The sequence below is a fragment of the Paenibacillus ferrarius genome (assembly GCF_002027705.1).
GTDB lineage: Bacteria > Bacillota > Bacilli > Paenibacillales > NBRC-103111 > Paenibacillus_E > Paenibacillus_E ferrarius.
On record NZ_MBTG01000034.1, the window covers coordinates 54,147 to 65,425 of the forward strand.

General features: G+C 47.3%; 2 protein-coding genes. Both read left to right on the forward strand.

Features of this window, described 5'->3' with window-relative positions; all coding sequences use genetic code 11:
* The first annotated feature begins 10 nt into the window (after positions 1 to 10).
* Positions 11 to 6,613: a glycosyl hydrolase family 95 catalytic domain-containing protein gene (locus BC351_RS28765; protein WP_079417486.1), complete on the forward strand. Its 6,603-nt coding sequence runs from the start codon at positions 11 to 13 to the stop codon at positions 6,611 to 6,613.
* An 88-nt stretch (positions 6,614 to 6,701) separates the two neighbouring features.
* Entirely contained in the window at positions 6,702 to 11,270 is a 4,569-nt protein-coding gene (locus BC351_RS28770) for an alpha-L-fucosidase (protein WP_079417488.1), read from the forward strand.
* Positions 11,271 to 11,279: the final 9 nt, after the last annotated feature.

Below are 11,279 nucleotides of genomic sequence, written 5' to 3' on the forward strand. Positions count from 1 at the left end.
AGAGATTTTGATGAGAATACGAAAATTAAGAAAAATGACAGCCATTACAACCTCGTTATCAATGCTGGTCACGTTGCTGTTTGCATCAGGAGTTCCTTCCATCTCGCAGGCATCTGCGGCTGAGACAGGGAACTCAGAAATGCCTGTTCTGAAAAAGGGCAATTGGGACGATTTGAAAATAAATTGGTCAACGCCGGCAAGTGGGACAGATTTTAACGGAGCCCCCGTTGGAAATGGTTACTTCGGCGCTAAAGTTTCAGGTGGCGTAGCGACCGAAATTCTTCAACTTAATGACAAAACGTTTAATTCCGGCGAACCGTTCAATCGATCTGATCCGAATCGCATAACAGCGCTGGATGCGACGAGAAGTTTGCTTGCTGGGGCGGATACAGCAACGACAGTAACGGATCGTGAGAATAAATTAAAGTCAGCTGAGACGGCAGCAATGGGGATGTGGGGATCAGAGAAATTGGCTGAATTTCTGCCGATTGGCAATATCGTCCTGGATGTCCCGAATACGACGGGATATACGGACTATAATCGAGAGCTTCATCTGGATAAGTCGATGGTTACAACCAAGTATAAAGTGGGGAACACGACGTATACGCGTGAAGTATTTGCCAGTAACCCCGATCGCGTTATGGTCGTACGCATGACCAATGACAGCGGACAGCCGATGAGCATGACTGCTAAGATGGAGCTCCCGGCAGAAATGAACACACATGGAACGGTATCTTCATCGGGGAGCGAGATCCAGATGACAGGAACGGCTCCATACGATGACTACGCAAGTCAGTGGGAAAACGGGAGAGGCATGACATTTGATGCTCGTCTTCGAGCCAGAACGACGGGAGGGACCATAACAGCAGTTGATGGTAATTTGAACATTTCTAACGCTGCGGTTATCGAATTGCTCTATGCGGACGCGACTAGTTACAAAGATCCGTTTACCAATCCGAATCCGAGCCAAGGCGGCAATAATCCTACTCCGATTGTAACGGGCCTCATGGACGCTGCATTTGCCAAAACTTATACTCAGCTCTTGGATGTACACCAAGCTGATCATCGGAGTTTGTTTCGCAGGTTATGGACGGAAGCTAACGGTAATTCCAAACCGTTCACACTTACCTACCAGTACGCCCGTTACGTTTCCATTGCTGGTTCTAGGGCCAATACATTCGACCGTCCTCTGAACCAGAATGGCATGTGGATGAACAAATGGTACACGAACTCATATGGGGCACATTGGTTTAATGAAAACGTAGAAAAAACGTATACGTTAATTGAGGCGGGGAATCTGAGAGAGAATGGCGATCCACTCTGGAAGTATCTTGGAAATTTATCAATAAACGGGGCGAAAACGGCGCAATCCGATTTCGGCTTTGACGGGTGGATGGTGCCCCAAGCATCTGATTTGTGGGCGAAAACGGAACTTAGTGCAGGTGACAATGAATGGGCAATCTGGCTTACGGGCGGCATGTGGCTCATGTTTAATATGTATGATCATTATCGGTTCACACAGGACAAATCGTATCTTCAGGGCACAGCATTCCCGCTCATGAAGGGTTCTGCAGAGTTTGCCTTGGATTTACTTGTTACAAACAAGGATGGCTATCTGGTTGCATCGCCTTCTAGCTCTCCCGAGACGAAGTATGTATTGTCAGATGGCACTGCCATTGCAGTCAGTCAAGGTTCAACCATCGATATGACAGTCATTCGAGAGTTGTTTGAAAATGTGCTTGAAGCAGGGAATATACTGGAAGCAAACTCTCCTGCGGAGGTTGATTTGCTGAATCGTATCCGAACTGCCTTGCCGAAATTGCTTCCTTATCAAATTGGAAGCAGCGGAGAAATAAAGGAATGGAATAATGACTACTCGATCGTAGATCCGAGCCACCGCCATGCTTCCCATTTAATTGGCGTTGGATTTCTCGACCAGATCACGAAAAAGTACACGCCTGAACTATTTAATGCCGTTAAGGTTTCGCTGAACATGCGTGGATCGGGTGGATACCATCCAGATAGTGCGTTCATGTGGGCTCGTCTATATGATGGGGATCGAGCAATTTCCCTTGCAGACATTTATCCGACAAGTGAATTTGTGAACGAATGGCAAGTAAGAGGCGCTTATTATCCGGAATTGTTCGTGCAAAGTCAAGTGGACAACATCATCGATATATTACCGGCTTTGCCTTCAACGTGGACAACTGGAAATTTCTCGGGAATAGTGGCGCGAGGCGGATTTGAAGTTGGCGTAGATTGGACGAAATCCCGGGCGACGAGTATCCAGGTCAAATCGCTTGCCGGAACAAGAGCCAAGCTTTCTTACCCCAATATTGCTGGGGCAATTGTTACCAATCAAGCAGGTCAGAACGTTACTTATACGACGGATAGCAGCAATCAGATCTCTTTTGACACGCAAGTGGGGGATGTGTACACCATAAGCTCGATTCCTTCGAAAGATGGGCAACTGTACAGTCTAAAAATGAAGATCAGCGGCCAAATGCTGGATATCGCAGGCGCATCGTCGGATGAACAAGCTTCCCTTATTCAGATGCCATCATCTGGGGCAACGAACCAACAATGGCAGGTAGTGAGCCTCGGGAATGGCTACAACAAAATCGTCAACAGCAAGAGCAATAAAGCAATCGCCGTCCTTGGAGCCTCTACATCCGATGGCGCACTACTTGTGCAGCAAACGTACACCGCAGATGCTGATCTAAACGATGAATGGCAACTAGTTGATCAAGCAAACGGTTATTACAAGCTGGTCAATCGCGGCAGCGGTAAAGCATTGACTGTTCCAAGCGCCAGTAGTGCCTCAGGTACACAATTGGTCCAATCGTCATTGACGAATGCAGATAATCAATTGGTGAAAGTCAATCCCGTGAGCGATCCATTCGATCAAAAAACGTTCAACCTCACCGTTCAGAACAGCCAGCTTCGCATGGATGTAGACGGCGGTTCCAGCGCAGACGGGACCAAGATCATTCAATGGTCAGCAGGCACAGGGCCGAATCAACAATGGTTGTTTATGAAGACGGATCCCGGATATTACAAAATTGTCTCGAGAATCAGTTCGAAAGTGCTTGCTGTTCAGAATGCCTCAGTAGCAGATGGAGCGGGGATCGTCCAAGTTGGCTACACGAAAGATGCAACTTATAATGACGAATGGTCCATATTAGATGCCGGTGACGGTTACTATCAATTTAACAATCGGCTCAGCGGTAAAGTCATTGAGATTCCAGGAAGCAGTACATCAGGCGGCGTACAATTCGTACAGCGCACAGCCGGTACGGGAAGCAATCAGAAGTTTCAGTTCTCATTCGACAGAACTGTGAATGATAATGTGACAGGGGCAGGCGCTGACCAGTTTGTGTATGGCCCAGATTGGGGCTACGCAGCATCCGAGTCAGGCGCGTTCAGCGGTGACAACCACTATTCAAACACATCGGACGCTTATGCGCTCTTATACTTTACAGGCTCCAAAGTGCAGTTATACGGTGCTAAAAACAATAATCAGGGAATTGCTGCCATCTCGATCGACGATGGACCTGAAACGCTGGTTGACACGTATGCTTCATCGAGGTCGGATCAGCAATTGCTCTTTGAAAGCAAAAATTTGGCGAACCAGGGGCATGTCCTGCGAATCCGTCTGACGGGACAGAAGAGTGCCAGCGCGAACAATACCTTTGTGTCGATAGACCGCGCGGACATCCAGTCGAGGATCGTTGCTGCTGGGTATGATCCGAACGAGATTCCGCAAAACGAAATGACAGCGATTTCGACCAGCCAACACAGCGGAAATGAAGCAACCAAGGCGATCGACGGAAATCTGGCGACTTTCTGGCATACGGAATGGGATTCGTCGGGGAATGTGCCGCAGTCGATTACCCTCGATCTTGGAGGTGCTTATGTCGTTTCGAAGCTGAAGTACTTACCGCGACAAGACGGTAACGCCAACGGCAACATCACGGCATATGAGATCTCGACAAGTGTGGACGGGGTAACCTTCAACACAGCGGCAAGCGGAACGTGGAACGATGACAGTACGGAGAAAAGCGCTGAATTTGCACCGGTTGCTAGCCGATATGTGAAGCTTAGCGCTACGGCAGGCCATGGAGGATACGCTTCTGCGGCAGAGTTCAATGTCAGCAAGGATGTGAGCGACCTTCAGTATCAGGAACTGGCTGCGCTCGTAGCGGATGCGCAAGTCAAGCATGACGGCGCAGTCGAAGGCAGCGGCAACGGTCAATATCCGGCTGGCGCGAAACAAACGCTGCAAACAGCGATTGATGCGGCGCAGCAAGCAGCTAACAACGGCTCGGCTACGCAGCAGCAACTGCAGCAAGCGGCCGATGCTTTGAACGCGGCACTGGAGCAGTTTGAAGCTTCTGTTATCGGTCAAGCCACTGTTGCATCGATCAACATCACAAGCGCATCGTCCGCTATTACTGTGAAGGGAGGAAGTCTTCTGCTAAGTGCGGAGGTGCTTCCGGCAAATGCAGTGAATAAGACAGTAACATGGGCTGTCTATGAAGTTGATGGTACGGCAACGGATAAAGCGATCATTAATCAATCCGGGGTGCTGAAGGCCGTGAAGGATGGAACTGTGAAAGTCGCTGCAGCGGCAACGGACGGTTCGGGGGTTCGCGGAGAAACATCCATTCAAATTTCTGGGCAAAATGTGAATCCTGATCCAGGCACTGATCCTGTAAATGTGGCGTCGATCAACATCATAAGCGCATCGTCCGCTATTACTGTAAAGGGCGGAAGCCTTCCATTAAGCGCAATGGTGCTTCCGGTTCATGCGACGAATCCGTCCGTGACATGGGCTGTCTATGAAGTGGATGGCGCAGTTACGGATAAAGCGATCATCAATCCGATCGGCTTGCTGAAGGCCGTGAAGGATGGAACAGTGAAGGTGGTTGCCACAGCAACAGATGGTTCAGCCGTCTTTGGAGTAAAGGCGATTTCAATAAGCGGGCAAAATGACAATTCCGGTACTGGTCCTGTTAATGTGACGTCTATCGCAGTCACAAGCGCATCGACAAGTATTAATGTGAAGGGAGGAAGTCTCCCGTTAGGGGTCATGGTGCTTCCGACGAATGCGACGAATCAAACGGTGACATGGGCTGTCTATGAAGCCGATGGCGCAACAGTGACGGATAAAGCGATCATCAATCTAACAGGCGTACTGAAGGCCGTGAAGGATGGAACCGTGAAGGTAGTTGCCACAGCAACGGATGGTTCAGCCGTCTTTGGAGTAAAGGCGATTTCAATAAGCGGGCAAAATGACAATTCAGGCCCTGGTCCTAGCTCTGGATCTGGTAGTTCCAGCAGTTCTGGCAATCCAACTGCACCGCCAGTGAAAGAAGATCCAACTAAGTACGTAATCAAGGATACGGAACTTAGGATCGAGCCTGTAAAAGAAAATCAAACAGGTGTAACGGCAATCATCAATCGTGAACGACTGGCCCAGAAATTAGCAGATCTTAAAGCTGCGGGCAGCTCTATCCTCAATTTCGATATGCCAGGCGAGTATGGAAGGAATGCCGCAGAGCTGCCGCTTGATATTTTGTACAACAGTATGAAAGAAAATAAAGGAACGGTTCTGACTCTAAGAAGCCATTTGGGATCCTATAACCTGCCGTTGTCCATCCTGAACCGTGAGGATGTTGCGAGTGCGGTCAATACGGAAGGCGCAGTGCTGATCATTCGCATGGATAAAGCGAAATCGAAGCAGGAAAAGCAATTTGAACAATCCATCGCTAAGGAAGGTATGAAACGCGTAAGCGATATGATCGATTACAAAGTGATTCTGAAAGCCAAGGACCAAGAAGTTGAAATTACAAACTTTGGCAATCACTTTATCAAACGCGTAATGAATGTAGACGGCACCATTCAAGATTCTTCGATTGCGACTGCGGTCGTTTACGATCCGGTTACAGGAGAAATGAAGTTTGTACCATCGGTGTTCACCGTGAAGAACGGCAAGACAGAAGCAACGATAACCCGTAATACGAACAGTCTCTATGCGATTGTGCAAAACAAGAAAACATTTGACGATATGATCGGTCACTGGGCACAGAAAGATGTTGAGAACCTGGCTTCCAAAATGGTGATCGACGGGACAACGGACCGTACGTATACGCCGGAAATGCAAGTCACTCGGGCTCAGTTTGCAGCACTTCTCGTAAGAGGACTTGGGTTACGGGCAGAGACGACGCCATCCGTATTTACAGATGTTGCTGCCACCCAGTGGTATGCCTCAGAAGTAGGTACAGCAGCGAAGTACGGCTTGGTTCAAGGTGTAGGTGAAGGTCGATTTAACCCGGATCAACTGATTACGAGAGAGCAAATGGTCGTCATGATGATGAAAGCTGTCCATCTCGTTCAGGGAGAAGCGAAAGCAGAAGCAGTGGCGAATAACCCATTCTCTGATCAAGACCAGTTATCGGACTATGCCCGCAGCGCGGTAGTAGAAGCCGCCAGCAAAGGTCTGGTTCATGGGAAAACAGAAACAACCTTCGCACCTCAAGATGCAGCCACTCGCGCAGAGGCTGCGGTGCTCATCAAACAAGCGATGCAATATTTGAAATTGATTAATTAATACCAAATAGCTCAATATCCTGATCTTGGTTCAATCATATATTGAGCCGAGATCAGGACATTATTATAGTGAAAGGATGGATATAGTTATGAAACAAGTAAAAGGCTATGCCAAAAGAATGTTGACGGTTTTTGTTATGATTGCGATGGTACTTACATGTACAGTACCTATTACGGCAAATGCGGCCACTACGTATCAGCCGACATGGGCTTCAGTAGATACACATACTGCATCCCCAGAGTGGTTTCAAGATGCTAAATTTGGTATATATTTTCACTGGGGAGCCTTTAGTGTACCCGCATTCAACAATGAATGGTACGGTCGAAATATGTATATTCCTGATTACTACGTTAATACCTACCATACCAATACGTTTGGTACACCGACTGAATTTCCTTATGATAAATTTATTACTGGCGGATACGATAAATCAGGTGTATTCCGACAATTTGCACCTAAATTGAAATCTGCAGGCGGTAATTTTGATCCCAATGAATGGGCGCAACTTTTTGCGGATGCGGGTGCGAAATTTGCCGGTCCAGTTGCGGAGCATCATGACGGTTATTCGATGTGGAACAGTACAGTGAATGAATGGAATTCGGTACAAACTGGACCAAAGCTTGATCTGTTAGGTCTATTTGCAACAGCAATTCGCGCAAAAGACATGAAACTATTAGCATCCATGCATCATGCATATAACTTTAATGGATTTTATGAGTATGCCCCAACTCCGAGCACGACTTCGCTACAAAAGCTTTATGGTAAATTGCCGAAAGAGCAATCAGACCAACTCTGGTATGATAAATTAAAAGAAGTTATCGATGGTTATCAACCGGATATTTTATGGCAAGATTTTGATGTGAATAAAGTAGCTGAAACACAGCGTTTAAATTTTTTATCATACTATTACAATAAAGCAATTGATTGGAACAAAGAAGTGGTGGCCACGTATAAAATACATGATCCTGCTTTTAACACAAATGGTGAAGTGGTTGATTATGAAAGAGGTGGACCTGCAGAGATTGTTACCCCATATTGGTTAACGGATGATGCGCTCAGCAGTTCAAGCTGGTCTTATACAAATGGCATAGAATATTATTCACGTCAAGCCATGCTTCATTCTTTAATAGACCGAGTTAGTAAAAATGGGAATATGCTCTTGAATGTTTCGCCAACGGCGGATGGTACAATCCCTCAAGCACAAAAAGATATTTTGCTGGGTATGGGTGACTATCTCAAGAAATTTGGTGAGTCGATTTATTCTACGCGCCCTTGGACAACATACGGAGAAGGGCCTACTAGTATGGGCGGCGGACAGTTTGTTACCCCAATAGAAGGAAAAAATACAGATATTCGTTTTACAAGAAACAAAGCTAATAATACCCTATATGCTACAGTATTGGGCTGGCCGGGCTCTCAATTAAATATTACATCACTTAGTTCGAGTATGAACTTAAGCAAATTAACAAGTGTTCAATTGCTGGGTGCAACAGCAGGCAGCTATATTGATCTTCCAACCCCTACACAAGATACTTCGGGCTTGAAGATTACGATGCCAACTCAACCGTATACTGCGGATGCTTATGTCGTTAAACTTACGTTTTCAGGAGAGATTCCTCAAGCACCTATTGATTTAACTAAAACTTATCAAATCGTCAGTAGAAATAGTAATAAACCTTTGACTGTAGAAGGCAATTCGACAGCAGATGGTGCAAGAATTGAACAGCGGACCTTTAGCGGATTGACTAGCCAGAAATTTCAGGTTATCGCTACAGGCAACGGATACTTTAAGATTAAAAATGTGAACAGTGGCAAGATGATGGATATTAGCGGGGCTTCAACGGCTGATGGTGCTCAAAATATACAATGGCCGGACAATGGAACGAAAGAGATGAACCAACAGTGGCAGTTGGTTGATGCCGGCGACGGATACTTTAAAATCAAGAATCGCAACAGTGGTAAGTTTCTTGATCTCGATGGTGGATCAACTGCAGATGGTGCATTAGCGCTCCAATGGTACGACAATGGCAGTCTAAACCAGCAGTGGAAGTTCATTACGACAACTTCGACCGTAAGCTTTAACAGTAATGGAGGCAGCGGAGTCACCCCTGTCGTTGCAGATGAAGGTTCGAAGATTGCAGCTCCGGCAGCACCAACGAAAGCAGGCTACACATTTGTCGACTGGTATAAGGATGCGGCGCTGACCCAAGCATGGAATTTCGTTGTGGATACGGTTTCAGGTACGAACATGACGTTGTACGCCAAGTGGAACACTGCAATTACCGAAATCATACCGGTAGCTGTAGCAACGCCTATCGGAATCGAACCGGAGTTGCCGGCGGTCGTAACGGTTAAATACAGCGATGCGACGACGCAACAAAAATCGGTTCAATGGGAATCGATCGATCCTGCCAAGTATGAGCAAGCTGGCAGCTTTAGCGTAAACGGAACGGTAGCGGGAACTGAGTTACATGCAGTTGCTAACGTAACGGTATCGGAAAATGCGCACAAAACGGCGCTTGTCGCGTTGATCGCGAATGCCCAAGCTAAGCACGATGCCGCCGTGGAAGGATCGGCTGCCGGCAATTATGGCACAGGCTCGAAACAAGCGTTGCAGACAGCCATTAACGACGCGCAGTCGGTTGCAGACAATCACTCTGCTACCCAAGAGGAATTCGAACAAGCAACGACTGCTTTGAACGCTGCATTACAAGTGTTTGAGGCTTCCAAAGTTGAACATGCGACGGTTCAGGTTCTGTCGGTCGTTGTCACCAGCGCGTCGTCCATCATTAATACGAAGGGGGGAAGCCTTCAATTAAACGCAGCAGTGCTTCCGGTTCATGCGACGAATCCGTCCGTGACATGGTCTGTTTATGAAGTGGGTGGCACGGCAACGGATAAATCAGTCATCGATCAAACCGGCTTGCTCAAGGCCGTGAAGGATGGAACTGTGAAAGTCGTTGCAATGGCAGCGGACGGTTCCGGTGTTCATGGGGAAAAGGTAATTACCCTAAGCGGTCAAACGGATATTATCGATCCAGGCACTGATCCTGTGAAAGTGGCAACGATTAATATCACAAGCGCAGGCAATGTGTCGGCGATTATCGCGAAGAACGGAAGCCTTCAATTGCAAGCTGCGGTGCTTCCTGTCATTGCTATGAATAAGTCGGTGACATGGGCTGTCTATGAAGCCGATGGCGCAACAGTGACGGATAAAGCGATCATCAATCTAACAGGCGTACTGAAGGCCGTGAAGGATGGAACCGTGAAGGTAGTTGCCACAGCAACGGATGGTTCAGCCGTCTTTGGAGTAAAGGCGATTTCAATAAGCGGGCAAAATGACAATTCAGGCCCTGATCCTAGCTCTGGATCTGGCAGTTCCAGCAGTTCTGGCAATCCAACTGCATCGCCAGTGAAAGAAGATCCAACTAAGTACGTACCCAAGGATACGGAACTTAGGATCGAGCCTGTACAAGAAAGTCAAACAGTTGTAACTGCAATCATCGATCGCGAACGACTGGCGCAGAAATTTGCAGACCTCAAGGCTGAAGCGAGCTCTATCCTTAATTTCGAGATGCCAGGCGAGTATGAAAGGAATGCCGCAGAGCTGCCGCTTGATATTTTGTACAACAGTATGAAAGAAAATAAAGGAACGGTTCTGACCCTAAGAAGCCATTTGGGATCATATAACTTGCCGCTGTCCATCCTGAACCGTGAGGATGTTGCGAGTTTGGCAAATGTCGAAGGCGCGACGCTGATCATTCGCATGGATAAAGCGAAATCGCAGCATGAGAAGCAATTTGAACAATCCATCGCAAATAAAGGTATGAAACGCGTAAGCGATATGATCGATTACAAAGTGATTCTGAAAGCCAAGGATAAAGAAGTTGAAATTACGAACTTTGGCAATAGTTTTATCACACGTGTGATGAATGTAGACGGCACCATTCAAGATTCTTCGATTGCGACTGCGGTTGTTTACGATCCGATCACAGGAGAGCTGAAGTTTGTACCATCGGTGTTCACTGTGAAAAACGGCAAAACAGAAGCAACCATAACCCGAAATACGAACAGTCTCTATGCGATCGTTCAAAACAAGAAAACCTTTGACGATATGAACGGACACTGGGCACAGAAAGATGTTGAGAACCTGGCTTCCAAAATGGTGATCGACGGAACAACGGATCGCGCGTATACGCCGGAAATGCAAGTGACCCGGGCTCAGTTTGCAGCACTTCTCGTAAGAGGATTGGGGTTACCAACAGAAACGACACCATCCGTATTTACCGATGTTGCTGCCACCCAGTGGTATGCATCAGAAGTAGGTACAGCCGCGAAGTACGGCTTGGTTCAAGGTGTTGGCGAAGACAGATTCAACCCGGATCAACGGATTACGAGAGAGCAAATGGTAGTCATGATGATGAAAGCTGTCCATCTCGTTCAGGGAGACACGCAACCGGAGGCTGTGACGAATACCCAATTTGCCGATCAAGACCAGTTGTCGGACTATGCCCGCAGCGCGGTAGCGGATGCAACTAGCAAAGGTTTGGTACATGGGAAAACAGCAACAACCTTCGCTCCACAAGATGCAGCCACTCGCGCCGAGGCTGCGGTGCTTATCAAACAAGCGATGCAATATTTGAAGTTGATTAATTAAAAATGATTT

Excerpts from the sequence above, each read along its gene's own strand:
- BC351_RS28765 (WP_079417486.1), top strand. The coding sequence starts at position 11 with ATGAGAATACGAAAATTAAGAAAAATGACAGCCATTACAACCTCGTTA.
- BC351_RS28770 (WP_079417488.1), top strand. The coding sequence starts at position 6,702 with ATGAAACAAGTAAAAGGCTATGCCAAAAGAATGTTGACGGTTTTTGTT.